Consider the following 24,376-nt stretch of genomic DNA (forward strand, 5'->3'; position numbering starts at 1 on the left):
AGCCATGACCGTCCAGGCCGAGCTCGTCGCGCTGCCGCCCGACGAGTGGCGCGCCCGGGCCGACACGCACGCCGCGCGCGCCGATGCGCTCACCGCAGGTCACCGCGCACGCCGGGCGCGGGGCGAACGGCACGCGATCGAGGACTTCCTGTACGAGTACTACCCCGCCAAGCCGGCCCAGCTGCGCCGCTGGCACCCGGGCGCGGGCGTCGCGCTGGACCCGGAGCCCGGCGGCCCTGCCCCGCACGCCGCGTGGCGGTGGTACCGCGTGGACGACGACGGGCGCACGTCGGTGGACACCGCGACGTGGTGCGAGGAGCGCGGCGAGACGCTCCGGTACGTCACCGAGCTGCTGGCCGCGACCGCGGCACGTCCCGCCGCCACCGGGTGCTTCGGATTGCACGAGTGGGCGATGGTCTACCGCGAGGACACCCACCGGCACCCGCTCCCGCTGCGCCTCGGCGGCGCGGGGACCGACGCCGTGGTCGAGGGCCACCGCATCCGGTGCACGCACTTCGACGCGTTCCGCTTCTTCACGCCCGCGGCCGTCGGCCGCAACACGCTCCAGCCCACGCGCACCACCCAGCCGTCGCTCGAGCAGCCCGGCTGCCTGCACGCTGCGATGGACTGCTACAAGTGGGCGCTCAAGCTCGGCCCGCTGGTGCCGGGCGAGCTGCTGCTCGACTGCTTCGAGCTCGCGCGCGAGATCCGCACCACCGACATGCAGGCCTCGCCGTACGACGTGTCGTCGTACGGGCTCGGGCCCGTTGCGATCGAGACGCCTGAGGGCAAGGCCGAATACGTCCGGCGTCAGCGCGACTACGCGGCCCGCTCCAATGCGCTCCGTAGTCGGCTCATCGATGCGTGCGCCGTCGCCCGAGGAGTGCCGCCGACCTGAGGCCATGCGGGGCCTCGTCGATTCTTCCTCGATCACCGCTGTCGTTCACGGCACACTTCGGCATGTGACCAGCACAGACGACGCACGGGCGTTGGCACGCGCAGTCGTCGAGGCGGCGGCCAACGGCAGTGAGCAGGAAGCCGCCGAGCTACTGCTCGACGGCCTCGACGGTCGCGCTTGGCTTGCGCTCGACCAGGCAGCGCGCGCATTCGACTGGCGGACCGGCCGTGCACCCGTGAGCGGTCCGGTGCCGAGTCTGGGCATCGCACGCACCGGGGCCGAGCTCCTGACACTGATCGCCGCAAGCCTGCACGTGGACGGTCGCATCCGGCAGCGTGCGGTCGAGGCACTCGCCTCGGTCGATGCGCCTCTCGCAGCCAGCGCTCTCACCGTTCGCGCCCTCGACCACGTCGCCCAGGTACGCGGCCCGGCCCTGGAGGCGACGTTTGCGCGCCTCGACTTGGCGCACGCCGAGCCAATCCTCGAGATCCTGATCGCCGGCCGCGAACGCGACTCGGCACGACGCATGCTTGCGAGTGCGATCGAGAGCCTGGGCCGGCGGTACTCGGTTGCAGAGATCGCTGCCCGACTGACGGTGAGCCCGCGACGAGGCGTGCGCCGGTGGGCCTTCACCTTCGTGCACCGTGAAGACGGCATGACCGCAGACGACCTCGCCGAGGCCGCCAGGAGCAACGGCGACCAGTGGGTGCGAGCGTCGTGCGCAGAGTGGCTCTCTCACACGAACCCCGAGCGGCTGGGCGCGCTGCTCGACGCGACATCGGTGGAGGCGCGCCTCATTGCGATCGCGCGCGTGCCCGATGCTCTGCTCACGGCCGCTGCTCTGGATGGGCTCCTCGTCGACCGAGCTGCACGGGTGCGTGAGATCGCTAGGACTCGAGCGAGGCGCCGCGGAGTCGACGTCGCATCGCACTACCGCCGCCTCGCGGCAGGTGAGCCGACACCCCGCGAGCTCGTCGCGTGCCTGGACGGCCTCGCGTGGAGCGGCGACGTGCAGGACATCACTTTCGCCGTGGGTGCGCTCAGTCACGGCGCAGTTCAGGTCCGCGCGGCCGCAATCTCGGCTGTCGTCGCGCGGGCCGACTCGGCGACCGCGGTCCAGGCCATCGGGCCGTGCCTGGTCGACCCGAGCGCTCGCATCAGCTCAGTCGCAGCCCGCGCTCTCGCCAGAGCCGGCGCGGCGCCCGAGGTTGCCGCGAACGCCTGGGCATCCGACCTCGTCTCCAGCCGCCGGGTCGCGTGGCGCCTGACTCGCGTTTCGGGCGGGTGGAACCGGGTGGAGGCCGACCTTCGGGCCTCGTGCGACCGCGATGCTTCACTCGCTGGACTTGGTCGTGCTGGCGTTCGCAACTGGCTCGAAACTGCGGCCGCGACGACTTGGGAGCCGCTCTCCGACGTCCAGCGTGAGCGCATGGCGGCGCTCTTGCCGCTCTCCGGCCTGGACGAACGTCGTTCCGCTCTGCTCGCGTTCCACGCGGGTATCGCACGAACCGGGTCTACGCCCGACCGTCACCCCGCGGACAGCTCTCCTGACTCGCTTCGTCGGCCACGGTGGTGGCAACGCCTCACGCGACGGTAGTGCGGCCGCGCCGGCGTCCGATCGAGAGATCTTTAACGCAGTCTTGCGTTAATGCGGTACGGTGGCGACATCACATCCGGTGATGGACCACTTGAGAGGCCGATCGCATGCTCCTCGAGATCGACATCCCTGAAGGGGCGGCGGGTCCCGCCGGCCGCACCGCGCCAGGCCGACGCGACGTCGTCGTCGCCGTCGCGGCAGCCGCCCTGCTGACCGCCGCGAGCTACGGCCTCGGCATCGCCGCGGGGTGGATCTCCGGGGTCGAGTGGCTCGAGGCGCTCGCCGTCGCCACGTCGTACGCCAGCACGGCGCTGTGCATCGTCCAGAGGCGGTTCAACTACGTCTTCGGCGCGGTGAGCACGGCGCTGTACGCCGCCCTCTTCTTCCGGCACGGGCTGGTCGCCTCCGCCTTCCTCAACGTCTACCTGACCCCACAGCTCGTGTACGGGTGGGTGCGCTGGCGGCGGGACGACCAGACGCGCCCGGTGACGTGGCTGGTCCATGACAAGAAGTGGATCCCTGCGTACCTGGGAGTCACCGTCGTGGCGTACCTCGGCGGCGCCTGGCTGGTCGGACTCCTCGACGGCCAGCTGGCCTGGGCGGACTCCGCGATCCTGGCCGGCTCGATCCTCGCCCAGCTCCTCCTCGACAACAAGCGGATCGAGACCTGGTTCGTCTGGATCGCCGTCAACGTCATCGCCGTCTGGACGTACTTCACGGCTGGGCTCGTCGTCGCGGGCCTGCAGTACGTCATCTTCATCGGCACCGCCGTGCTCGGGTTCATCGCCTGGCTGCGGGCCACGCGATGAACGAGCACGCCTGGGTGCTCATGACGGCACTACCGCCCACCACCGGACACGAGGACCTCATCCGCTTCGCAACCCGGTGCGCCCGGACCGCCCACGTCGTGCTGTGCACGCAGCCCAGCGAACCGTTCGCGGACGAGCGTGACGCGGCGCTGCGGGCCTTCGCGGCCCGGGCTGAGTTCGGAGATGCGGTTCGGGTTCACCGGATCCACTACGAGCTGCCGCAGGAGCCGACGGACGCCCCAGACTTCTGGGACCTGTGGGGCGGGCTCATGCGCGATCTGGGCGCCAGGGCCGGGGAACTGGTCGTCGCGTCGGAGCCCTACGGGGCTCGACTGGCCGAGGTGATCGACGGCCAGTTCCTCCCGTACGACCCTGACCGGAGCATCAACCCAGTGAAGGCAACCCGCCTCCGAGAGGACGCGATCGCCTCGTTCTCCCACCTGGTGGCGGAGTTCCAGCCTTTCGTGCGCAAGCGGGTCACATTATTCGGAGCGGAGTCGGTCGGCAAGACGACCATGACGAACCGACTCGACGAACTCGGCCTGGCCGCCGCGTTCCCCGAGTGGGCCCGCCCGTACCTCGAGCTCGAGACAGTCGGCCCCGAGGTGACCGCTGAGAAGATGCACGCGATCTGGCGCGGCCAGCTGGCCCAGCAGCGCGCCGCAGACGCCATCGCGACCCGCCGCGGCCGTGCGTTCATCGCCCAGGACACCGACCTCTTCTCCACCATCGGGTACTGGCTACTCAAAGGCGCCGAGTTCGGTGAGCCTGCCGTCCCGGCAGCGCTGTGGGCGGACGCCGCCAGGAACGCCAGCGACCTGTACATCGTGCTCGGGCAGGATGCCGTGCCGTTCGAGGCCGACCCGCTTCGATACGGCGGTCACTGCCGCGAGTCCGACGACGCGTTCTGGACCAATCTCTGCGAACGCGCCGGGCTGAACTGGATCCTGGTCGACGACGCGGATCGGGCGGCACGTGAGGATCGGGTGGTCGCGGAGCTGCGTCGGGTGTTCGGAAATCCGCTCGCCTATCAGCGTCGAGGTGCCGAGTACCAGTCCACGGGAGGTGGCCGATGACGGCCTCCCGCGACGCCACGGGCAGGTCGCTCGAGGACTACCCACGGCCGTCCCTCGCCGTGGACACCGCCGTGCTGACGATCAAGGACCGTGCGCTGTGCGTGCTTCTCGTCCGCGCGGTGGACGTCGACGACGCGACGGCCTGGCGGCTGCCGGGAACGTTCTTGCATCCAGGCGAGACACTCGCCGACGCAGTCACACGCTCCTTGCGAGACAAGGCCGGCGTCACCGGGCTTCACCCAGAGCAGCTCCACGTGTTCGACGACCCGAGCCGAGACGACCGCGGATGGGTCCTGTCGGTCGCACACCTGGAGGTCGTCCGCGCTGACCGAATCCCCGCGACGGCCGAAAACCGCCTGGTATCAGCCTCCGAGGTTCCCGACCTCCCATTCGACCACCGCGACATCATCGACTTCGCGGTCGAAGCCCTGCGCCGTCGCTACGAGTCGACTCCGGACCCGTCCGACCTCGTCGACCCGGCCGAACCTGACGGCTCCTTCACGCTGCGAGAGCTGCGGCAGACCCACGAGGCCGTCGCCGGCCGCCCACTGCCCCCGGACACGTTCCGCCGCACGATGCAGGGCTCGCTCGTGGACACCGGACGCCTGAGTCTGGGGCGGCGGGGAAAGCCAGCGACCCTCTTCCGGCGACTGCCCGGCTGACAGGCGATGCCACCCGGGCTGCATGCTGAATGCGGGTGACGATGGACTGCGACAAGTGGGCGCTCAAGCTCGGCCCGCTGGTGCCGGGCGAGCTGCTGCTCGACTGCTTCGAGCTCGCGCGCGAGATCCGCACCACCGACATGCAGGACTCGCCGTACGACGTGTCGTCGTACGGGCTCGCACCCGTCGCCATCGAGACCCCTGAGGGCAAGGCCGAGTACGTGCGCCGCCAGCGTGACTACGCGACGCGCGCGAATGCGCTGCGCGTCGGGCTCCTCTCCGTGTGCGCCGCCGTCGAGGGGCCGCCGTCCCGCTGAGGCGCGCCGTGCGCCCCGGTGGATCGAGTCGGGCGGCCCTCAGGACGCGTCCGGGCGCGCCTCCGTGACGCGGCGCAGGGCGCGGACGACGCCGTCGACACTCACGCGGCCGACGGGTGCGGTTCCGTCGGGTGTGTCGCGGTCGACGACCGGCAGCGCGGACTCACCGCTCGCCGCGAGCGCGTCGAGCACCTCGCCGAGCTCGTCCCCGAGGTGGACGGCGGGGCCACGACGAGCGTCTGGCTCCCCGCCCTGCAGGGGTTCGAGGTCCCCGGCCTCGAGTGTGCCGAGCGACAGCAGGCGTGCGGTGCGACCACGGCCGACGAGGTCCGCGACGGCCGGGGACGCGGGGCGGGCCACGATCTCGAGCGGGGGCGCCACCTGTTCCAGGTGCGCGCCCGTGCTGAGCACCGCCACGCGGTCCGCCAGGCGCACGGCCTCGTCGATGTCGTGCGTGACGAGCATGACCGTGGTGCCCACCTCACGCTGGATGCGCACGAACTCGTCCTGCAGGTGGCGGCGGCCCACCGGGTCCACGGCGCCGAACGGCTCGTCCATGAGCAGCACGGGCGGGTCGGTCGCCAGGGCGCGCGCCACGCCGACGCGCTGGCGCTCGCCGCCCGAGAGCTCGTGCGGGTAGCGGCGCGCGTACCGGTCCGGTGGCAGGCCGACCAGGTCGAGCAGCTCGGCCACACGCGCGCGGGTCCGCGTGCGGTCCCAGCCGAGCAGGCGGGGCACGGTCGCGACGTTCTGCGCGACCGTGCGGTGCGGGAACAGGCCCACGTTCTGGATGACGTACCCGATGCGCCGCCGCAGCTCCACCGGGTCGGCTCGCGCGACGTCCTCGCCGTCGAGCAGCACGCGACCGCTCGTGGGCTCGATCAGTCGGTTGACCATGCGCAGCGTCGTCGACTTGCCGCATCCCGACGGGCCGACTAGGACGAGCACCTCGTGCGCGTGCACCTCGAGGCTCAGGTCGTCGACCGCGGCTGGCGCGTCCGCCGTGCGGGTGCCCGCGGGGTAGCGCTTCGCGACCCGGTCGAACCGGATCGCCGCAGCGCTCGCACCCGTCCCGGGTCCTGTGCCGTTGGTCACGTCTGTCGTCGCTGCCACCACGGGACGGACCGTAACCGGGGGCACCGACACCCGCGAGCGGGCGGTGGTTCCGCAGGTCAGCGCGCGCGTGTCGGACCCCGCGGCTACGTTCGCTGCCATGTCCCCGACCGAGGTCCCCGCGAACCCCTGGTTCTCGTGGGACTACGTCGTGCGCAACTGGGCGGACATCGAGCGCGCGGTCGGGCAGCACGTGTCGCTGACCGTGCAGGCGGTAGTGCTCGCGCTCGTCATCGCGCTCCCCCTGGCCGCGCTGGCCCACCTGCGGCCCCGGCTCGCGGGACCCGTGGTGGGGCTCGCAGGTGTCCTGTACACCGTGCCGTCGCTCGCGCTGTTCGCGCTGCTCGCGCCGTGGACCGGCATCGGGCGGACCACCGTGCTGATCGGGCTGGTCGCGTACGCGCTGCTGGTGCTGGTGCGCAACGTGCTGGTGGGGCTGCGCGGCGTGGACCCCGCGGTCACGGACGCCGCACGCGGCATGGGGTACGGGCGCCTCCGGATGCTCGTGCAGGTCGAGCTGCCGCAGGCCCTGCCGAGCGTCGTCGCGGGGGTCCGGGTCGCCACCGTGACCACCGTCGCGCTCGTGACCGTCGGCGTCGTCGTCGGGTACGGCGGCCTCGGGCAGCTCATGTTCCGCGGGTTCCGGAGCAGGTACCACGCCGAGATCATGACCGCGACGCTGCTGTGCCTGGTGCTCGCGCTGGTCGCGGACGTGCTCGTGGTGCTGCTGGGGCGCGCGCTGACGCCGTGGTCGCGCTCGACGCGCATGCTCGCGGAGTCCTCGACGTGAGGGGCATGCCGTGGACGTGCTGACCGATGCGCTGGCCTGGCTGAACGACCCGCTGAACTGGTCGGGGACCAACGGGGTCGTCGCGCTCACCCTCGAGCACCTGCGGGTGACGGCGCTCGCGGTGCTGCTCGCCGCGGCGGTCTCGCTCCCGCTCGGGGTGGCGCTCGGGCATGCGCGCCGCGGCGCGACGCTCGGGGTCGTGGTCGCCAACACCACGCGCGCGCTGCCCACGCTCGCGCTCCTGACGCTCCTGGCGGCCACGGGACTGTTCGGCGCGACCGCGACGGTCCTGGCCTGTGCGGTGTTTGCCGTGCCACCGCTGCTCACCAACACCGTGACGGGGCTCGGCGGCGTGGACCGGGACGTCGTGGACGCGGCACGCGGGCTCGGCATGAGCGGGCGCCGGCGGCTGTGGGCCGTGGAGGTGCCGCTCGCCGGGCCGCTGATCGCGGCCGGGGCACGGACCGCCGCGGTCCAGGTGCTCGCCACCGTGCCGCTCGCCGCGCTCGTCGGCGGCCGGAGCCTCGGCACGGTGATCGTCACGGGCTTCGGCACGCAGCGTTACGGGCAGGTGCTCGCCGGCGGGCTGCTGGTCGCCGCGCTGTGCCTGCTCACCGAGGGCGTGCTGGCCCTCGCGCAACGGCTGCTCACCCCGCGTGGCGTCCGGGAAGCCGGATCGGGCCAGCGGCCTCGGCGCTCGCGTCCCACCACCGAGAAGGCACCGGTGCCGCAGCCCGCAGCGGTTGCCGCACCCACGTCGCGCGGGTCGAATGGTCCCGCCGCGTGACCGGCCCTCACTGCTGCCCGGCGCGCTCGCGCGCCACCCGACCTCCCTCCGTCACCCGGACCGCACACCCTCACCCCTTGGAGTCACCATGACCACCCGACGCCACCTGCGGCTGCTGTCCCTCACGGCGGTCGGCGCCGCGCTGCTGCTCTCGGGCTGCGGCGAACCCGGATCCGGCGGAGGCGAGACCGAACCGGCCGCACCCGCCTCCGCGACGGGTGCCACGTGCGCCCCGGTCGCGGGCGACCAGCTCGTGGTCCTGACCGACGACCTGGGCCTGCAGAACTCGGACAACATCATCCCGGCGCTCAACGCGAAGTTCGCGAAGGCCAACCCCGAGGCGGTCGAGCTCCTGGACACGGTCTCCCAGAACCTCGACACCGACGGCCTGATCGCGCTCAACAAGGCCGTCGACATCGACCGGCAGACCTCCAGCGAGGCCGCGAAGGCGTTCGTCGAGGCCCAGGGGCTGGCCGCCGAGGGCACGCCGGGCAAGGGGGTCTCCCTGACGGTCGGCGCCGCGAACTTCTCGGAGAGCGCGACGCTCGCGGAGGTCTACGCGGCCGTGCTCCGCACCGGCGGGTACGACGTCACCGTCCAGACCATCGGCTCACGGGAGACCTACCTGCCCGCGCTCGAGAAGGGCGACATCGCCGCGGTGCCCGAGTACGCGGCCACGCTCGCGGACTTCCTCAACGCGACGGTCAACGGTCCGGACGCGGGGTCGGTGGCCTCCGACGACGTCGCCGAGACCGTGGCCGCGCTCACGCCGCTGGCGAAAAAGCGCGGGCTCGTGGTCGGCGAGGCCTCGGCCGCGCAGGACCAGAACGCGTTCGCCGTGACCCAGGAGTTCGCGGACGAGCACGACGTGACCACCCTCAGCGACCTGGCGACCGCGTGCCCCGGCGGTCTGACGCTGGCCGGTCCGCCCGAGTGCCCCGAGCGTCCGTTCTGCCAGCCGGGCCTCGAGGAGACCTACGGCCTGGTGTTCAGCGAGTTCACGTCGTACGACTTCGGGCTCATCGGTGAGGCCGTCCGGCAGGGCGAGACGGCCCTCGGGCTCGTGCTCTCGAGCGACGGCTCGCTCGCGGCCTGATCGCTCGCGGCGCCCGGCCGCGGTCCGTCCTCACCCGAGCGTGGACCCGGCCGGGCGCCGTCGCCCGCCCTGGCGTGCGCGGTCAGAGGCCTGCGGCCTCGCCGAACCGCAACCAGACCTCGCTGACCGTGGGGTAGGACGGGACGGCGTGCCACAACCTGCTCAGGGGCACCTCGCCGACCACGGCGATCGTCGCGGCGTGCAGCATCTCGGCCGCATCGGGTCCGACGAACGTCGCGCCCACCACGCGGTCGTCCCGGCCCGCGTCGAGCACCAGCGCGGCGCGGCCGGCGTACTCGGGTGACACGACCGACGCCCCGGCGAGGTCGGCGAGGTCGTAGCTCACCACGCGCACGTCGAGGCCCGCGTCGCGCGCCGCGCGCTCGGTGAGCCCCACCCAGGCGACCTCCGGCTGCGTGAACACGACCTGCGGCACGGCCGCGTGGTCGGCGGTCGCGCGGTACCGGCTCCACGGCCCGGCCGCGGCCTCGGCCGTGCGCGCAGCCTCGTCGCCGCCGAACCGCGCGGCGACCACGTCGCCGACCACGCGCGCGTCGTACTTGCCCTGATGGGTGGTCCCCGTGCGGCCCGTGACGTCGCCCGCGGCGAACAGCCAGCCACCCGCGACGCCGTTCACCTGCATCGCGTCGTCCACCTCGACGGGCCGTCCGGGCTCGAGCCCGATGGTCTCCAGACCTAGGTCGGTGGTCCGCGGGTGCCGTCCGGTCGCGACCAGGACCTCGTCGGCGTGCACGTCGGGGCCCTGCGTGACGCGCAGGTGCACGCCGTCGTCGTCGCGCGTCACCGCGATCGCCTCGGTGCCGAACCGCACGTCGACCGCGCGCGCGACGAGCGCGTCGGCCACGGCCTCACCCGCGAACGGCTCGGCGTCGGCGAGCAGGCGCGGCCCGCGGACCAGCAGCGTGACGTGCGCGCCCAGGTCGGCGTACGCGCACGCCATCTCGACACCGACGACGCCTCCGCCCAGGATCGCGAGGCGTCCGGGGACGTGCGTCGCCGACGTCGCGTCACGACTGGTCCAGGGCGCAGCACCCCGCAGCCCGTCGACGGGCGGGATGGTCGCACCCGACCCGGTCGCCAGGATCACGGCGTGCCGGGCGTGCACCAGGACGGTGCCCGCGTCGGAACGGACCGCGAGCTCGCGCGGACCGAGGAACCGCGCCTGCCCGCGCACGAGCGCGATGCCGGCGCCGCGGACCCACTCCTCCTGCCCCGAGTCATCCCAGTGGTGCGTGATCTCGTCGCGGCGGGCCAGCACCGCCGCGACGTCCGGTGCACCGGGGTCGGCGACGCCCGGTGTGCGCCGCGCGGCGTCACGTGCGGCGCCGGCGCGCAGCAGCACCTTGGACGGCATGCAGGCCCAGTACGAGCACTCGCCGCCGACGAGTGCACCCTCGACGATCGCGACCGAGAGCCCGGTCCGGGCCGCGCGGTCGGCCGCGTTCTCCCCCACGGCGCCACCGCCCACCACCACGACGTCGAACGTGTGCTCCTGCGTGCCGGCCATGGGTGACTCCTCGGTGCGGTCGAGCGGGACGGTCCGCGGTCATCGTGACCCGCGGGTGCGCCACCCGCGCGGCGAGCGGAGCGCGGCACGCGGACGCCGCGTCGCCGTGGCTGCGGCTCAGTGCCGCGCGTCGGCGGCGATGACGTCCAGCAGGGCCTGGGCGGCATCCGGCACGCGCGGCAGCGTGGGCGACCACACCACGCTCAGCGGGCGTGTGACGCGCAGGTCCGCGAGCGGCACCCGCACCAGCGAGCCCGCGAGCAGCGCGTCGCGGACCGCCAGGAGGCTGAGCACCGCCGGCCCGGCACCCGCGGCAGCGGTGGCGCGCACGGCCGCGGTGGTCGGCAGCAGGGCCACGGGTCGCGGCAGTGCGGACGCCGGGACGTGCACGTGGGCCTGCAGCGCAGCCTCGAGCGCCGCGCGCGTCCCGGAGCCGTCCTCCCGCGTGACCAGCGCGGTCGCGGCGAGCTCGGCCGACGTGAGCGGGGTCGCGCGGTGCGCCCACGGGTGCTGCGGGCCGACGACCACCACGAGCTCGTCGTGCGCGAGCGTGCGGGACTCCAGGTCGGCCGGCAGGTGCGGGGTCTCGACGAAGCCGAGGTCGTGCGAACCCGCGCGCACCAGCGCGAGCACGGCCGCGCTGTTGGCGGCCGTGAGCTCCACGGAGTCGCTGCCCGGCGCACCCGTCGCGCGCAGCCGCACCAACCAGCCCGGCATGAGGTGCTCGGCGACTGTGAGGCTCGCGGCGACGCGCAGCGGCGCCGCCCCGGGCGCTCGCAGCGCGGCCACCGCGACCTCGAACCGGGTCGCGGCCTCGACCACGTCCCGCGCCCACGTCGCGACGAGCCGGCCGGGCTCGGACAGCGCAGAGCCACGCGCTGACCGATCGACGAGCCGTGCCCCCACCTCGCGCTCGAGCGCGCGCACGCGCTGCGAGACGGCCTGCTGGCTGAGCCCGAGCGCACGCGCCGCGGCGGAGATGCTGCCGTGCGCCTCGATCGCGGCGAGCACGCGCAGCGCTGTCAGGTCAGCCATGGGCGGTCACGGCCACCATCTCCGGTTGTGCGGGCGCTCGTCGGACACAAGGCCTGATTGTGTCAGAACAAGGACCATCGTCTACCGGGGCGCGTGGCAGGGCGGCCAGACTTCCCCTGTGCTCGACCGCGCCCCCGTCATCGCCCGCCCCACCGGCGCGCCCCTGACGCCCGCACCCGGCACCCCGCGGCAGGCGCTCACCACCGCGCGGCTGGGCCCGAACTGGTTCACCTCCGTGATGGGCACCGGCATCGTCGCGACGTCCTCCGCGGGGCTGCCGGTCCACGTCCCGGGCGTGCGGGCCGCGGCGACGGTCGTGTGGCTCACGGCCGCGAGCCTGCTGGTGGTGCTCGTCGTGGCGACCGCCCGGCACTGGTCGCACCACCGCGCGGCCGCGCGGCGCCACCACCTGGACCCGTTCATGGCGCACTTCTACGGCGCACCGCCGATGGCGATGCTGACCGTGGGCGCGGGCGCGGTGCTGCTGGGTCCGCCGCTCCTGGGCGACCGCGCGGCGCTCGTGGTCGGCGCCACGCTGTGGACGCTCGGCACGCTCGCGGGCCTCGCGAGCGCGGTCGCGATCCCCGTCCTGCAGCTGACCCGGCACGCCGTGGGCGAGCAGGACGCGTTCGCGGGCTGGCTGATGCCCGTGGTGCCCCCGCTCGTCTCCGCGGCGACCGGAGCGCTGCTGCTCCCCCACGTGCCCGCGGGCGAGGCACGGCTCGCGTTCGCCCTCACGCTCGGCGCGCTGTTCGGGCTCTCGTTGCTGGGCTCGGCGCTGATCCTGCCGCTCGTGTGGGCGCGGCTGGTCCGGCACGGCCCCGGGGCCCCGACCCTGGTCCCCACGCTGTGGCTGGTGCTCGGCCCCCTGGGTCAGTCGGCGACCGCCGCGCTCGCGCTCGCGGGAGTCACGCACCTGGTCGCCGGCCCCGGCACGGCGCACGTGGTCGAGGTCCTGGCGGTGCTGTACGCCGTCCCGACGCTCGGCTTCGCGGCGCTGTGGGCCGCGTGGGCGCTCACCGTCACGGTGCGCACCGCCCGTGCGGGGATGCCGTTCGCGCTCACGTGGTGGGCGTTCACGTTCCCGGTCGGCACGTGCGTCACGGGGCTCTCGGGCCTCGCGGTGCACACGGGTTCGCGCGTGGTGGCCGTCGCGGCGGTCGGCGCGTGGGCCGGGCTCGTCGGCGCGTGGGCCACGGTCGGCGTGCGGACCGCGCGCGGTGCGCTCGTGACGCGGGAGCTGCTCGCCCCGCCGCAGCCCGCACCCGCACCCGTACCCGCTCAGTCGCGCGCGTACCGCGACACGAACGCGGACAGGATCCGCGGGGGCGCCCACACGTCGGCGCGCGCCACCCCCGCGAGCACCTGCGCCTGCTCGTCGGGCTCGTAGTACCCGTACCCGCCGTAGACGCGGATGCGCGTACTGATCCCCTCGACGTCGAGCTCGGGGTGGAACTGCGTCGCGTACAGGTGCGTCCGCACCCGGAACATCTGCACCGGACAGGTCGGCGAGCTCGCCAGCAACGTCGCGGTCGGCGGCAGCACGCGGCACGCCTCCTTGTGCCCGACGAACGCGTCGAACTCGTCCGGCACGTCGGCCAGGAGCGGATCGGCGCGCCCCTCGTCGGTGAGCCGCACGCGTACCGCGCTGATGGGCTCGGCGAACGTCCGGTCGATCACCCCTCCCTGGTGGCTGCCCAGCGTCCCCACGCCGTAGCACGCGCCCAGGAACGGGTAGTCGCGTGCCACGAGCTCGTCGAGCAGCGCCGACATCTCCCGCTCGACGCGCTGCTGCGTCACCGACTTGCGGACCTCGGGCAGGCTCGCGTCGAACGGGCTCCCCCCGACGATCACGCCCGACAGCGCGTCCAGGTCCAGCGCCGGCACCGGCCCCCGCTCCATCCGGATGCGCACCAGCTCCCGGGGCTCCAGCCCGCCGAACCGCAGGAACGAGGCGTACTCGTCGTCGGCGGCGGCGTCCTCGGCCCGCGAAGCCAGCAGCACGAACGGCCTCATGCTCACCGACCCTAGCGGCGCACGCGGTCGCCGGCCGGGCGAGCGCGGCACCGGCCCGGCAGGGCCGGGGTGCGAGGATGCCGGGGTGCCCACCACCCTCGCCGACCGCGTCCCGGCGGACCCCACGGACCCGGACGCCCTGTACGAGGCGTTCACGGGGTGGGCGGCCGAGCAGGGCCTGACGCTGTACCCGCACCAGGAGGAGTCGCTCCTGGAGCTCGTGACCGGCAGCCACGTGATCCTGTCCACGCCCACCGGGTCGGGCAAGTCGCTCGTGGCCACCGCGGCGCACTTCGTCGCGCTCGCACGGGGCGTCCGCACGTACTACACGGCACCGCTCAAGGCGCTCGTCAGCGAGAAGTTCTTCGCGCTGGTCGCGGCGTTCGGCTCGGAGAACGTCGGCATGATGACGGGCGACTCGGCGGTCAATCCGGGTGCGCCGATCATCTGCTGCACGGCCGAGATCCTGGCGAACGTGGCGCTGCGCGACGGCAAGGACGCCGACGCGGGCCAGGTGGTCATGGACGAGTTCCACTTCTACTCCGACCCCCAGCGCGGGTGGGCGTGGCAGGTGCCGCTGCTCGAGCTGCCGCGCGCGCAGTTCGTGCTGATGTCCGCGACGCTCGGCGACGTCACGTTCTTCGCCGACGACCTGCGTGCCCGCACGGGAGGCGAGGTCGCGGTCGTCGCCGACGCCGAGCGGCCCGTGCCGCTCACGTTCTCCTACGTGGTCGAGCCGTTGCACGAGGTGCTCGACGAGCTGGTCACCACGCGCCGTGCACCGGTCTACGTCGTGCACTTCACGCAGAAGGAGGCCGTCGAGCGCGCGCAGTCGCTGCTCTCGGCCACGCTCACCAGCCGCGAGCAGCGGGACGCGATCGCCGCGGAGCTCGGCGCGTTCCGGTTCGGCCCGGGCTTCGGGCGCACGCTGTCCCGCCTGCTGCGGCACGGCGTGGGCGTGCACCACGCGGGGATGCTGCCCAAGTACCGCCGCGTCGTCGAGCGGCTCACGCAGAAGGGCCTGCTGCCCGTGGTCTGCGGCACGGACACGCTGGGCGTCGGCATCAACGTGCCCATCCGCACGGTGGTGCTCACGAGCCTCGTGAAGTACGACGGCACGCGCATGCGCCACCTGTCCGCGCGTGAGTTCCACCAGATCGCGGGCCGCGCCGGGCGCGCGGGGTTCGACACGGTCGGCGAGGTCGTCGTGATGGCGCCCGAGCACGTGATCGAGAACCGCAAGGCGCTCGAACGTGCGGGCGACGACCCGCGCAAGCTCAAGAAGATCGTCCGCAAGCAGGCGCCCGCAGGTCACGTGAACTGGACCGACAAGACGTTCGAGCGCCTGCGCGACGCTCCCCCGGAGCCGCTGACCAGCAGCTTCGCGGTGACCCACGCGATGGTGCTGCACGTGCTGGCGCGCGGTGCCGCGGGTGAGGACCCGGTCGCGGCGATGACCCGGCTCCTCACGGACAACCACGAGCCCGAGGGCGCACGCGGCCGGCACGTGCGGCGCGCGGTCGCGGTGTACCGCTCGCTGCGCGCCGCGGGCGTGATCGAGCGCGTCTGGGTGCCGGACCCGGACGCACCGCACGGCCGCCGCCGCTCGGTCCGGCTGACGCACGACCTGCCGCCCAACTTCGCGCTCAACCAGGCGCTGTCGCCGTTCGCGTACGCCGCGCTCGAGCTGCTGGACCGCGAGGACCCGGCCTACGCGCACGACGTTGTCTCGGTCCTCGAGGCGACGCTCGACGACCCGCGCCAGGTGCTAGCCGCGCAGGAGAACAAGGCGCGCGGCGAGGCCGTGGCCGCGATGAAGGCCGACGGCCTGGACTACGACGAGCGCATGGCCCTGCTCGAGGACGTGACCTACCCCCGGCCGCTCGCCGAGCTGCTGACCGCGGCGTTCGCCACCTACCGGACGACGAACCCGTGGGTCGCGGACCTCGAGCTGTCGCCCAAGTCCGTGGTGCGGGACATGCACGAGCGCGCCGCGACGTTCGCGGAGTACGTCAGCCTGTTCACGCTCGACCGGACCGAGGGCGTGCTGCTGCGCTACCTCGCGGACGCCTACCGCACGCTGCGCCAGACGGTCCCGGAGGACGCGCGCACCGAGGAGCTGTGGGAGCTCATCGAGTGGCTCGGCGACCTGGTGCGCCGCACCGACTCGAGCCTGCTGGACGAGTGGGAGCGGCTCGCCAACCCCCTCGACGAGCGCGGGGCGGACGCGCCGGGCGGCGTGGACGACGACACGCCCGCGCCGATCACCGACAACCCGCGCGTGTTCCGCGCGCTGGTCCGCGGCGCGCTGTTCCGCCGCGTCGAGCTGCTGGCCCGCGAGGCGTACGGACCGCTCGCCGCACTGGGCGACCAGGACGAGGACGGCGGCCCGTGGACCGCCGAGCGGTGGGCCACCGCGCTCGACCCGTTCTACGACGACCACGACGAGGTGCTCACGGGCGCACCGGCACGCGGTCCGGCGCTGTTCCAGGTCACGACGAGCCCGACGACGTGGCGAGTGCGGCAGCTGCTCGACGACCCCGAGGGCGACCACGACTGGCGGATCGACGCCGTCGTGGACCTGGCCGCGTCCGACGAGACGGGGGAGGTCGCTCTGCGGGTGGTAGCCGTCGGACCGCTGTGACCGGGCCGGACGCAGGGTAGGCATACCTGCATACATGCAGGTCAGGCCAGGCTTTCCAACGATGACAAGGCCCGGCACGCGTGCCTACCGTGGTCGCATGACCGCACTCTCGACCGTCCTGTGGCACCCGTCCGAGCCGCTCGACACGGCACGGCTGAACGGTCTGCGCGCCGGTGTGCTGGGCGCGAACGACGGCATCGTGTCCATCGCGGCGCTCGTCGTGGGTGTCGCGGGTGCGACGCCCGGGAGCAGGGCCATCCTCACTGCCGGGTTCGCCGGGCTCGTCGCGGGTGCGCTGTCGATGGCCACCGGCGAGTACGTGTCGGTCAGCTCGCAGCGCGACGCCGAGCGTGCGGGGCAGGTCGCGGAGCACGAGCAGGTCAACCCCTGGCACGCGGCCGTGGCGTCGCTCGCCGCGTTCGTCGTCGGCGGGCTGATCCCCATGCTCGTCGCGCTCCTGCCGTGGGGTCACGCGGTCGTGCCCGCGATCTTCGTGGCGGTCGCGCTCGCGCTCGTCGGCACGGGCGCGGTCAGCGCCCGCATCGGAGGCGCGCGCATCGCGCCCGCGGTCCGGCGCAACGTGGTGGGCGGCTCGCTCGCGATGATCGTGACGTACGCGATCGGCACGCTCGTCGGCACCGTGATCTGAGCGCGCCCTACCCTGGGCCGGTGGCCAAGCACGCGAAGCACGCCCCGACCGGAACCCCCGCGCTCGTCGCGCTCGCGCAGGCGGGCGTCCCCCACACCGCACACCCCTACGAGCACGACCCCGCCTCCGACCTGGGGTACGGACTGGAGGCTGCGCAGGTGCTCGGCGTGCCGCCCGAGCAGGTGTTCAAGACCCTCGTGACGGTGGTCGACGGCACGCTGACGGTCGCCGTGGTGCCCGTGACGGGCCAGCTGGACCTCAAGGCGCTCGCCGCCGCGGTCGGCGGCAAGAAGGCCGCGATGGCGCCCAAGGCCGACGCCGAGCGGGCCACGGGCTACGTGCTCGGCGGCATCTCCCCGCTGGGTCAGCGCACGGCGCACCCGACGGTCGTCGACGAGACCGCCTGGCTGTTCGACACGGTGCTCGTCTCGGGCGGGCGACGCGGCCTCGACGTCGAGCTCGCACCCGACGACCTGGTGCGGCTGACCGGGGCGGTCGTCGCGGACGTCGCGAAGAGTTAGGCGCCGTACGCCGCGAACGGACGGTCGGTGGGGACCACCCGCTTGCCGAGCGGGAGCAGCGAGACGGGGATCATCTTGAGGTTCGCGATGCCCAGCGGGATACCGATGATCGAGACGAACAGCGGGATCGCGGTCACCACGTGCCCGATCGCGAGCCAGATCCCCGCGACCAGCACCCAGATGACGTTCCCGACGGTGGACCAGGCGCCCGCGGTCGGGCTGTCCACGACGGTGCGGCCGAACGGCCAGAGCGCGTACCCGGCGATGCGGAACGACGCGATGCCGAACGGGATGGTCACCACCAGCAGGCAGCAGACGATGCCCGCCACGACGTAGCCGAGCGCGAGCCAGGCGCCCGCGAGCACCAACCAGATGACGTTGAGCAGGGTCTTCACCCGCTCACGGTGCCACGCCGCCGCGTCGCAGAGCCATCCGGGAGACCCCTGGTTCGTCCCCGACCGCCGGGTTCCGCTAGGTTCCGACGACGTGACCGACGAGCAGCACGACGAGCGCATCGCGGCCCTGGACCGCCGCCTCGCCGAGGTGCGCGAGCGGGTGCGCCGCGCGTGCGCCGCCGCCGGGCGCCCCGAGCGCGACGTCACGCTCCTGCTCGCGTCGAAGGCGCAGCCGCTGCCCGTGGTGCGGGCCGCGGTCGAGGCCTCCGCTCGCACGCCCGGGCCTGTGCTGCTGGGCGAGAACCGCGTGCAGGAGCTCGTGGCGAAGGCGCCCGCGCTCCTGGACCTGGGACCGGCGTGGCACTTCATCGGCCCGCTGCAGTCGAACAAGGTCAACGCGGCGCTGCCGTGGGTCTCGTGCGTCGAGTCGCTCGCGAGCCTCGAGCTGGCGCACCGGCTCGCCGCGCGCGTGCCGGACCGCTCCGCTCCGCTGGACGTGATGGTCCAGGTCAACGTCTCGGGCGAGCCCACCAAGAGCGGCGTGGCCCCCGACGACGCGCTCGCGCTCGCGCGGGACGTCGCCGCGATCGACGGGCTGCGTCTGGTGGGGCTGATGACGGTCGGCGCACGCAGCGACGACGAGGCCGTCGTCGCGTCGGGCTACGACCGGCTGCGGTCGCTGCGCGACGAGGTGCTCGCGAGCGGCGCACCCGGGACCGCGAGCGCGGTGGGCCTGTCGATGGGCATGAGCGGCGACCTGGAGCTCGCGATCGCCCACGGGGCGACCGTGGTGCGCATCGGCAGCGCGGTGTTCGGCGGGCGCTGACGCAGAACGGGACGAGCGCCCGCACGGCGCAGCGCGGCCATCTCCCGTGCGTGCAGCACGGCCATGCGCCGCAGGGCCCGGTCCAACGTGATCGGCTCGGTCGCCATGCGTGTCCCCTCCCGCCGGGTGCCGGCAGCGGGGCCGTCCCCCGTCACCCGCTCCATGTCGCGAGCCGTGCGGCTCCTGCACGCAGGAGCGGATCGAGACCGTGCTGATACGTGCTCAGGGCACGCGCGCGGTCCACGCGGGGTCGGCGAACTTGGTGCGCCGCAGCTCCTCGGCCCGCTCGAGCTCGGCTGGACGCAGATCGCCCGGGACGCTCGGGTAGCGGGCGCGGAAGTGCGCCTCGAACGCGTCGATCACGGCCTCACGCGGCAGGTGCGTCTGCGAGCGCACGGGGTCCACGCGCTTGGCCGCGCTGGGCGTGCCCTTGTCGGAGACCTTCTCGCGGCCGATGCGCAGCACCTCGAGCATCTTCGCCGCATCGATGTCGTACGACATCGTCACGTGGTGCAGCACGGCGCCGCCCACCACGCGCTTCTGCGCGGAACCCGCGAGCTTGCCCGCGGGTGAGGCGATGTCGTTCAGGCCGGTGAGCGTGGCCTGCACGCCCACGTCCGCGAGCGCGCCGAGCACCCACTGGTTGAGGAACGCGTACGACTCCTCGAACGTCATCCCGTCGACGAGCGAGGCCGGGACCACCAGCGAGAACGTGATGCAGTTGCCCGCCTCCATGAACATCGCGCCGCCGCCCGAGATGCGGCGCACCACGGTGATGCCGTACCGCTCGGCGGCGGCCAGGTCCACCTCGTTACGCAGCGACTGGAACGAGCCGATGACGACCGCGGGGTCCTCCCACTCCCAGAACCGCAGCGTGGGACCGCGCCGCCCCGCCGCGAGCTCCTCGGTCAGCACCTGGTCGAGCGCCGCGTGCACCGCGGGCGGCATCGGGCCGGGCCGGATCACCGCGAACTCGTGGTCCTCCCACGTGGTCGACAGGCCCAGCGCACGGCGGACGGCGACGGCGACGGCCCGCTCGTCGAACCCGACCATCGCCACCGGGCCGACGAGGCGGCCCGCGTCCTGCGCCGCCGCGAGGTGCTCGCGCACGGCGTCGGCCAGGCGCAGCGTCGTGGTGTCCGCGGGGAGCCCCGCGAGCGCCGCGTCGATCTCGACGAGCGCGTCGTCGGGCTCGAGGAAGAAGTCGCCGGACACCCGGACGTCCGCCAGGACGCCGTCGTGGACCTCCAGGTCCACCGTGACGAGCTTGCCGCCCGGCACCTTGTACTCGCCGTGCCGCCTGTCCCGTGCGGTGCGCTCGTGGGTCACGGCACCACCCTAGGCGCGCTCAGCCCAGGCCCTGGACCGCCGCCTGCGCGCGCTCCTGCATCAGCATCGACAGCGAGTCGGCGGTGCCGAGCGTCGCGAGCCGCGCCCCCAGGTCGTCGCCGTCGCCGGGCGCCGCCGCGGTCCAGCTGACGACGACGTTCCCGACGAGCAGGTGGCCGCGGAACGTGGGGGTCCGCTGCCCCTCGGCCTCGTGCACGACCTCCTGCACGATCGACGGGTACACACCCTGGCCCTCGATCGCGGGCTCGGCCGTCCAGACGGCACCGTCCATGCCGGGGTTCACCTGCCTGTACCGGGGGCACCCGTCGACGGTCGTCACCAGCTCGCGGAACGCCTCGGCCGCGGAGGCCGCATCGGGCAGCAGCGTGAGCGTCTGCGTGAAGTCCAGGCCCGCGTTGCCCCAGGCGCGTGCGTCGAACGCCGCCGGAGCCGTGGTGACCACGGTGACCGCGGCGGTGCACCGCTCGGGCTCGACGCGCGACCCGTCGGGCAGCCCCCACGCGAGCTCGCCCGACCGGATCCGCAGCGCGACCCCGTCCTGCGCGGCGGGGACCGTGTCCTCGAGCACCCGCGGCCGGACGAACAGCGCGCGCATGGTGCTGTCGTCGAACACCGCCTCGGCGCCCGGCACGGGCGGCAGGGTCGGCGTCGCGGACGGTGCGGCGGTCGGTGCGGTCGGGGACGCCGACCTCGGCGAGGTGCTCAGGGCGCTCTCCGTCGGTGGGAGGAGGGGTTCGGTCTCGTGCGACCACGGCTGCAGGACCAGGACCACCACGAGCCCGAGCAGGGCGATGCCCGTGAGCCACCACCACCCGGACCTGCGAGAGCGCGCGGGAGACGTCCCGGGGCCGTCGGGCACCGTGCTCGTCACGCCCCGTCCTCTCCCGCGGCGGCGCCGCGTGCCGTGCTGCGGTGCCTGCTCGCACCCGTGACGGTTCCGAGGCTAGGGCGCCGGGCCGTCCACCGCGAGGCGCACCCGGGTCAGCGCGGCTCGACCCCGTGCTTGCGCAGGCCCCAGATGGTCGCGTCGGTCAGCGCCTCCCACGACGCCTCGAGCAGGTTGGGGCCCACGCCCACGGTGCTCCAGGACGCCTGCCCGTCGGTCATCTCGATGAGCACGCGCGTGACCGCATCGGTGCCGTGCATCGAGTCGAGGATCCGGACCTTGAAGTCGATGAGCTCGAACGGCTCGAGCTCGGGGTAGGCACCTACCAGCGCGAGCCGCAGCGCATGGTCGAGCGCGTTGACCGGTCCGTTGCCCTCGCCGGTGGAGACCATGCGCTCGCCGCCCGCGTGCAGCTTCACGGTCGCCTCCGCGGTCGCCGGGGTCCCCCGTCCGCCCACGCGCTCGACGATCGTGCGCCACGACTCGACGCGGAAGTAGTGCGGGCGCCGACCCTCGACCTCCTCGACCAGCAGCAGCTCGAACGACGCGTCGGCGGCCTCGTACGTGTAGCCACGCGCCTCGGCGTCCTTGACGCGCTCGGTCACGCGACCCAGCACCTCGGGGCGCCCCGACAGGTCGAAGCCGAGCTCGCGGCCCTTGAGCTCGATCGACGCGCGTCCGGCCATGTCGGAGACGAGCATGCGCATGTCGTTGCCGATGAGCGCAGGGTCGATGTGCTGGTACAGGTCCGGGTCCACCCGGATCGCGGACGCGTGCAGACCGGCCTTGTGCGCGAACGCGCTGGCCCCCACGTACGGCGAACGCGCGAACGGCGAGATGTTGGTGATCTCGCTGATCGCGTGCGCGATGCGCGTCAGCTCGGGCAGGCCGCCCGGGCGCTCGTCGTCGTGCGCCAGCACCGGCAGCCCGTACTTGAGCTCGAGGTTCGCCACCACGGCGAGCAGGTCGGCGTTGCCCGTCCGCTCGCCGTAGCCGTTGACCGTGCCCTGCACGTGCGAGCACCCGGCCTCGACCGCGGCGAGCGTGTTCGCCACCGCGCAGCCCGAGTCGTTGTGCGCGTGCATGCCGAGCACGGCGTCGGGGCCGACGGCCGCGCGCACGTCCTGCACGATCGCCGCGACCCACGCCGGGATCATGCCGCCGTTGGTGTCGCACAGCGCGACCACCTCGGCACCCGCCTCGAACGCCGCGAGCACCGCCGCGCGCGCGTATGCGGCGTCGAACCGGAACCCGTCGAAGAAGTGCTCCGCATCCACGACCACGCGCCGCCCCTCGCGGACCAGGAGCGCGACCGTGTCGGTGATCATCGCCAGGTTCTCCTGGCCCGTCGTCCGCAGCGCGCGCTCGGCGTGCCGCAGGTCGCTCTTGGCCACGAGCGCGACGACCGGGGCCTCGGAGTCGAGCAGCGCCCGCACCTGCGGGTCGTCGTGCGCGCGCGTGCCGGGCTTGCGCGTCGCGCCGAACGCGGCGAGCTCGGCGTTGCGCAGGTCGAGCTCCTTGGCCGCGCGCTTGAAGAACTCGGTGTCCTTGGGGACCGCGCCCGGCCAGCCGCCCTCGATGAAGCCCACGCCCAGCTCGTCCAGCAGCGGCGCGATCGCGAGCTTGTCCGCGACGGACAGCGCGATGCCCTCCTGCTGGGCGCCGTCCCGCAGCGTCGTGTCGTACACCTGGAACGCACGCCCGGTCAGGTGCGGCAGGGCGGTGCTGGCGGTCGGGCCGGAGGTCACTGCGCTCACGTTGCTGCTCTCTTCGGACGAGTCACACGGGGGACGGACGGAGAACCGCTCGCCGGTGCGGGGGTGTCCTCGTGAGACGGACCCGCACCAACAAAAAGACCCCCCGGGGTACGGGAGGTCTGCGCGCCGACGGGGTGGGTCGGCGCGCTAGTCGATAATCGCGGTCCACGGGGACATGCGGGCCATGGTGGCACACGTCACCCCGGCAGGTCACGCCGCTCCCCCGCGGGTTCCATCCCTTGGACCCGGCGACAGACGCACCGGCCCGGCCGACCCTCCATCGGGTGCGGCCGGGCCGGGGTGGGCGTGCAGGTCAGAGAAGGCGGTGCAGCCAGCCGTGCCGGTCGGTCGCGCGCCCGTACTGGATGTCGGTGAGCTCGGCGCGGGTCCTCGTCGTGACCGGACCGGCGGCACCGTCGGCGACCGTGAGGTCGAAGTCGTCCGACGCGAGCCGGCCGATCGGCGTGATGACCGCGGCAGTGCCGCACGCGAACACCTCGGTGATCGAGGCGTCCGCCAGCCCCGCACGCAGCTCGGCGAGCGTGACCTGGCGCTGCGAGACCTCGTGGCCCGCGTCCGTGAGGAGCTGCAGGATCGACGAGCGCGTCACGCCCTCGAGGATCGAGCCCGAGACCGGGGGCGTCACCACCGAGCCGTCGGCGTGCACGACGAAGATGTTCATCCCGCCGAGCTCCTCGAGGTACGTGTTCGTCGATGCGTCGAGGAAGCACACCTGCTCGAAGCCCTTGTCGTACGCCCGCTGCTGCGGCAGCAGGCTCGCGGCGTAGTTGCCGCCGCACTTGGCCGCCCCCGTGCCGCCCGCACCCGCGCGGTGGAACTCCTGGTCCACCCAGATGGCGACGGGGCGCACCCCGCCGGAGAAGTACGGCCCCACGGGTGAGGCGATCACCAGGTACTCGGCCTCGAGCGAGGGACGCACGCCCAGGAACGACTCGGACGCGTACATGAACGGCCGCAGGTACAGGCTCGTCTCCTCGCCCGTGGGCACCCACGCAGCGTCGGCGCGCACGAGCGCCTCGATCGATGCGAGGAAGTCCTCCTCGGGCAGCTCGGGCAGCGCGAGGCGGTGCGCGGACCGCGCGAACCGTGCCGCGTTGGCCTGGGGCCGGAACGTCCACACCGAGCCGTCGGCGTGCCGGTAGGCCTTGAGGCCCTCGAAGATCTCCTGGCCGTAGTGGAGCACCGACGTCGCGGGCGCCAGCTGCAGCGGGCCGTACGGCTCCACACGCCTGCTGTGCCAGCCGCGCTCCTGCGAGAAGGAGATCCGGGACATGTGGTCCGTGAAGACCGTGCCGAACCGCGGCGCCGCGAGGTGCTGCGCGCGCTCGTCGTCCGGGACGGGGGTCGTCGACGCGTGCACCTCGAAGAGGTCGGCCGATGGGGAGGAAGCGACGGTGCTCATGGGGGGCCTTTCACCTGGGCTGGTCTGACGGTACCCGGCGGCGGCGGCCTGGAGAACAGCCCGCGTCGGTCCGTCGCCACGGGGGCGACGGTCACGACGAGGCCGGCCGGCCGCTCCGTCGCCGGGGACCCGGGGACGGAGGAGACGACCTTCGGTGGAGCAGGGTGCCGGACGCCGCGGACGGCGTCCCGACGAGCGTGC

The 24,376-nt window shown here is 73.6% G+C and carries 22 protein-coding genes and 1 pseudogene; 14 read left to right on the top strand and 9 right to left on the bottom strand.

All coding sequences use genetic code 11. From position 1 onward, the window contains the following. Positions 1-4: 4 nt before the first annotated feature. The 6 genes and pseudogenes from CELGI_RS11880 to CELGI_RS11905 all read left to right on the top strand — a co-directional run. The gene (locus CELGI_RS11880; RefSeq protein WP_013884373.1) at positions 5-898 is read left to right on the top strand and encodes a hypothetical protein; all 894 of its coding nucleotides are present in this window, start codon (positions 5-7) and stop codon (positions 896-898) included. Between the two features lie 64 nt (positions 899-962). Then, a complete protein-coding gene (locus tag CELGI_RS11885) occupies positions 963-2,495 on the top strand; it encodes a hypothetical protein (RefSeq protein WP_150104733.1) in 1,533 nt (510 codons plus the stop codon). Positions 2,496-2,602: 107 nt separating this feature from the next. Continuing rightward, complete coding sequence (gene pnuC, locus CELGI_RS11890; RefSeq protein ID WP_013884375.1) at positions 2,603-3,304, top strand: nicotinamide riboside transporter PnuC; 702 nt, start codon at positions 2,603-2,605, stop codon at positions 3,302-3,304. Next, a complete protein-coding gene (locus CELGI_RS11895) occupies positions 3,301-4,380 on the top strand; it encodes an AAA family ATPase (RefSeq protein WP_013884376.1) in 1,080 nt (359 codons plus the stop codon). The genes pnuC and CELGI_RS11895 overlap by 4 nt, the downstream gene beginning before the upstream one ends. Continuing rightward, positions 4,377-5,042: an NUDIX hydrolase gene (locus CELGI_RS11900; RefSeq protein WP_013884377.1), complete on the top strand. Its 666-nt coding sequence runs from the start codon at positions 4,377-4,379 to the stop codon at positions 5,040-5,042. Before CELGI_RS11895 ends, CELGI_RS11900 begins: the two co-directional genes overlap by 4 nt. A gap of 41 nt (positions 5,043-5,083) precedes the next feature. Then, a pseudogene (locus CELGI_RS11905) lies at positions 5,084-5,359 on the top strand (3-methyladenine DNA glycosylase); the annotation flags it as partial. Between the two features lie 39 nt (positions 5,360-5,398). On the opposite strand, the gene CELGI_RS11910 reads toward CELGI_RS11905, so the two are convergent. After that, positions 5,399-6,475: an ABC transporter ATP-binding protein gene (locus tag CELGI_RS11910; protein WP_013884378.1), complete on the bottom strand. Its 1,077-nt coding sequence runs from the start codon at positions 6,473-6,475 to the stop codon at positions 5,399-5,401. A 97-nt stretch (positions 6,476-6,572) separates the two neighbouring features. Here CELGI_RS11910 and CELGI_RS11915 point away from each other — a divergent pair, with 97 nt between their 5' ends. The 3 genes from CELGI_RS11915 (at position 6,573) to CELGI_RS11925 (ending at position 9,145) form a co-directional block, all read left to right on the top strand. Next, positions 6,573-7,262 carry an ABC transporter permease gene (locus tag CELGI_RS11915; RefSeq protein WP_041574193.1) on the top strand — a complete coding sequence of 230 codons (690 nt, stop codon included), beginning with the start codon at positions 6,573-6,575 and terminating at the stop codon, positions 7,260-7,262. Between the two features lie 10 nt (positions 7,263-7,272). After that, positions 7,273-8,049: an ABC transporter permease gene (locus CELGI_RS11920; protein ID WP_013884380.1), complete on the top strand. Its 777-nt coding sequence runs from the start codon at positions 7,273-7,275 to the stop codon at positions 8,047-8,049. Between the two features lie 88 nt (positions 8,050-8,137). Continuing rightward, positions 8,138-9,145 carry a glycine betaine ABC transporter substrate-binding protein gene (locus tag CELGI_RS11925; RefSeq protein ID WP_013884381.1) on the top strand — a complete coding sequence of 336 codons (1,008 nt, stop codon included), beginning with the start codon at positions 8,138-8,140 and terminating at the stop codon, positions 9,143-9,145. Positions 9,146-9,227: 82 nt separating this feature from the next. Here the strand turns inward: CELGI_RS11925 and CELGI_RS11930 are convergent, their stop codons facing one another. Together CELGI_RS11930 and CELGI_RS11935 are read right to left on the bottom strand one after the other, a co-directional pair. Further along, entirely contained in the window at positions 9,228-10,673 is a 1,446-nt protein-coding gene (locus CELGI_RS11930; protein WP_013884382.1) for a dihydrolipoyl dehydrogenase family protein, read from the bottom strand. Between the two features lie 117 nt (positions 10,674-10,790). Then, on the bottom strand, positions 10,791-11,708 hold the full coding sequence (locus tag CELGI_RS11935) for a LysR family transcriptional regulator (RefSeq protein ID WP_013884383.1): 918 nt from the start codon (positions 11,706-11,708) through the stop codon (positions 10,791-10,793). A 118-nt stretch (positions 11,709-11,826) separates the two neighbouring features. Between CELGI_RS11935 and CELGI_RS11940 the strand changes: the two genes are divergently transcribed. Next, a complete protein-coding gene (locus CELGI_RS11940) occupies positions 11,827-13,098 on the top strand; it encodes a TDT family transporter (RefSeq protein ID WP_013884384.1) in 1,272 nt (423 codons plus the stop codon). Here CELGI_RS11940 and CELGI_RS16775 read toward each other — a convergent pair. Further along, positions 12,990-13,724, bottom strand: a complete 735-nt coding sequence (locus CELGI_RS16775; RefSeq protein ID WP_013884385.1) for a glutamine amidotransferase — start codon at positions 13,722-13,724, stop codon at positions 12,990-12,992. The two genes, CELGI_RS11940 and CELGI_RS16775, sit on opposite strands and share 109 nt — an antisense overlap. Before the next feature lie 85 nt (positions 13,725-13,809). Between CELGI_RS16775 and CELGI_RS11950 the strand changes: the two genes are divergently transcribed. The 3 genes from CELGI_RS11950 to ybaK all read left to right on the top strand — a co-directional run bounded on the left by CELGI_RS11950 (position 13,810) and on the right by ybaK (position 17,538). Next, positions 13,810-16,368 carry a DEAD/DEAH box helicase gene (locus tag CELGI_RS11950; protein ID WP_013884386.1) on the top strand — a complete coding sequence of 853 codons (2,559 nt, stop codon included), beginning with the start codon at positions 13,810-13,812 and terminating at the stop codon, positions 16,366-16,368. A 97-nt stretch (positions 16,369-16,465) separates the two neighbouring features. Further along, entirely contained in the window at positions 16,466-17,017 is a 552-nt protein-coding gene (locus tag CELGI_RS11955) for a VIT1/CCC1 transporter family protein (RefSeq protein ID WP_041574195.1), read from the top strand. Between the two features lie 20 nt (positions 17,018-17,037). After that, positions 17,038-17,538, top strand: a complete 501-nt coding sequence (ybaK, locus tag CELGI_RS11960) for a Cys-tRNA(Pro) deacylase (protein ID WP_013884388.1) — start codon at positions 17,038-17,040, stop codon at positions 17,536-17,538. Here ybaK and CELGI_RS11965 read toward each other — a convergent pair. Beyond that, on the bottom strand, positions 17,535-17,933 hold the full coding sequence (locus tag CELGI_RS11965) for a YccF domain-containing protein (RefSeq protein ID WP_013884389.1): 399 nt from the start codon (positions 17,931-17,933) through the stop codon (positions 17,535-17,537). The genes ybaK and CELGI_RS11965 overlap by 4 nt on opposite strands. Positions 17,934-18,024: 91 nt before the next feature. On the opposite strand from CELGI_RS11965, the gene CELGI_RS11970 reads away from it, so the two are divergent. Beyond that, positions 18,025-18,759, top strand: a complete 735-nt coding sequence (locus CELGI_RS11970; RefSeq protein ID WP_013884390.1) for a YggS family pyridoxal phosphate-dependent enzyme — start codon at positions 18,025-18,027, stop codon at positions 18,757-18,759. A gap of 222 nt (positions 18,760-18,981) precedes the next feature. Here the strand turns inward: CELGI_RS11970 and CELGI_RS11975 are convergent, their stop codons facing one another. The 4 genes from CELGI_RS11975 to CELGI_RS11990 form a co-directional block, all read right to left on the bottom strand. Continuing rightward, complete coding sequence (locus CELGI_RS11975) at positions 18,982-20,088, bottom strand: lipoate--protein ligase family protein (protein ID WP_013884392.1); 1,107 nt, start codon at positions 20,086-20,088, stop codon at positions 18,982-18,984. 19 nt (positions 20,089-20,107) lie between these two features. Next, positions 20,108-20,980, bottom strand: coding sequence for a sensor domain-containing protein (locus CELGI_RS11980; RefSeq protein ID WP_013884393.1), 873 nt, complete (start codon positions 20,978-20,980; stop codon positions 20,108-20,110). 110 nt (positions 20,981-21,090) lie between these two features. Continuing rightward, positions 21,091-22,743: a citramalate synthase gene (gene cimA, locus CELGI_RS11985; protein ID WP_245528228.1), complete on the bottom strand. Its 1,653-nt coding sequence runs from the start codon at positions 22,741-22,743 to the stop codon at positions 21,091-21,093. Between the two features lie 322 nt (positions 22,744-23,065). Further along, complete coding sequence (locus CELGI_RS11990; protein ID WP_013884395.1) at positions 23,066-24,175, bottom strand: branched-chain amino acid aminotransferase; 1,110 nt, start codon at positions 24,173-24,175, stop codon at positions 23,066-23,068. Positions 24,176-24,376: the final 201 nt, after the last annotated feature.

The organism is Cellulomonas gilvus ATCC 13127 (assembly GCF_000218545.1).
Classification (GTDB): Bacteria; Actinomycetota; Actinomycetes; order Actinomycetales; family Cellulomonadaceae; genus Cellulomonas; species Cellulomonas gilvus.

What these genes read in the sequence shown, in the direction of transcription:
- CELGI_RS11880 (WP_013884373.1), top strand. Translation starts at nt 5, where the DNA reads ATGACCGTCCAGGCCGAGCTCGTCGCGCTGCCGCCCGACGAGTGGCGC.
- pnuC (WP_013884375.1), top strand. Translation starts at nt 2,603, where the DNA reads ATGCTCCTCGAGATCGACATCCCTGAAGGGGCGGCGGGTCCCGCCGGC.
- CELGI_RS11895 (WP_013884376.1), top strand. Translation starts at nt 3,301, where the DNA reads ATGAACGAGCACGCCTGGGTGCTCATGACGGCACTACCGCCCACCACC.
- CELGI_RS11900 (WP_013884377.1), top strand. Translation starts at nt 4,377, where the DNA reads ATGACGGCCTCCCGCGACGCCACGGGCAGGTCGCTCGAGGACTACCCA.
- CELGI_RS11915 (WP_041574193.1), top strand. Translation starts at nt 6,573, where the DNA reads ATGTCCCCGACCGAGGTCCCCGCGAACCCCTGGTTCTCGTGGGACTAC.
- CELGI_RS11925 (WP_013884381.1), top strand. Translation starts at nt 8,138, where the DNA reads ATGACCACCCGACGCCACCTGCGGCTGCTGTCCCTCACGGCGGTCGGC.
- CELGI_RS11930 (WP_013884382.1), bottom strand. Translation starts at nt 10,673, where the DNA reads ATGGCCGGCACGCAGGAGCACACGTTCGACGTCGTGGTGGTGGGCGGT.
- CELGI_RS11935 (WP_013884383.1), bottom strand. Translation starts at nt 11,708, where the DNA reads ATGGCTGACCTGACAGCGCTGCGCGTGCTCGCCGCGATCGAGGCGCAC.
- CELGI_RS16775 (WP_013884385.1), bottom strand. Translation starts at nt 13,724, where the DNA reads ATGAGGCCGTTCGTGCTGCTGGCTTCGCGGGCCGAGGACGCCGCCGCC.
- CELGI_RS11955 (WP_041574195.1), top strand. Translation starts at nt 16,466, where the DNA reads ATGACCGCACTCTCGACCGTCCTGTGGCACCCGTCCGAGCCGCTCGAC.
- CELGI_RS11990 (WP_013884395.1), bottom strand. Translation starts at nt 24,175, where the DNA reads ATGAGCACCGTCGCTTCCTCCCCATCGGCCGACCTCTTCGAGGTGCAC.